Here is a 584-nt window from a genome sequence, read left to right as displayed (position 1 = left end):
AAAAGTAACATTCTGCTGATCGGGCCGACCGGCAGCGGTAAAACGCTGCTGGCGGAAACGCTGGCGCGGCTGCTTGACGTGCCGTTTACCATGGCGGATGCCACCACGCTGACCGAAGCCGGTTACGTCGGTGAAGACGTGGAAAACATCATTCAGAAGCTGCTGCAGAAGTGTGACTACGACGTGCAGAAGGCCCAGCGCGGCATCGTCTATATTGATGAGATCGATAAGATCTCCCGCAAGTCAGACAACCCGTCGATCACCCGCGACGTATCCGGTGAGGGCGTGCAGCAGGCGCTGCTGAAGCTGATCGAAGGCACGGTGGCCGCGGTGCCGCCGCAGGGCGGGCGCAAGCATCCGCAGCAGGAGTTTCTGCAGGTCGACACCTCGAAAATCCTGTTTATCTGCGGCGGCGCGTTTGCCGGCCTGGATAAGGTGGTCTCGCAGCGCGTGGACACCGGTTCCGGCATCGGCTTTGGCGCTACGGTGAAGGGCAAGGCGGAGAAGGCGACGGAAGGGGAGCTGCTGGCGCAGGTTGAGCCGGAGGACCTGATCAAGTTCGGCCTGATCCCTGAGTTTATCGG

1 protein-coding gene is annotated in these 584 nt (G+C 61.3%); it reads left to right on the top strand.

The features are described 5' to 3' along the window. Positions 1–584: ATP-dependent protease ATP-binding subunit ClpX (clpX, locus tag NV64_RS22835; protein ID WP_146005548.1), on the top strand; the 584-nt coding region annotated here is incomplete at both ends.

Origin of the sequence: Erwinia sp. B116 (assembly GCF_002865965.1) — a bacterium.
Taxonomy (GTDB): domain Bacteria; phylum Pseudomonadota; class Gammaproteobacteria; order Enterobacterales; family Enterobacteriaceae; genus Erwinia.
The sequence above is the reverse complement of the archived record's forward strand: the minus strand, read 5'-3'. Positions and strand labels throughout refer to the sequence as shown.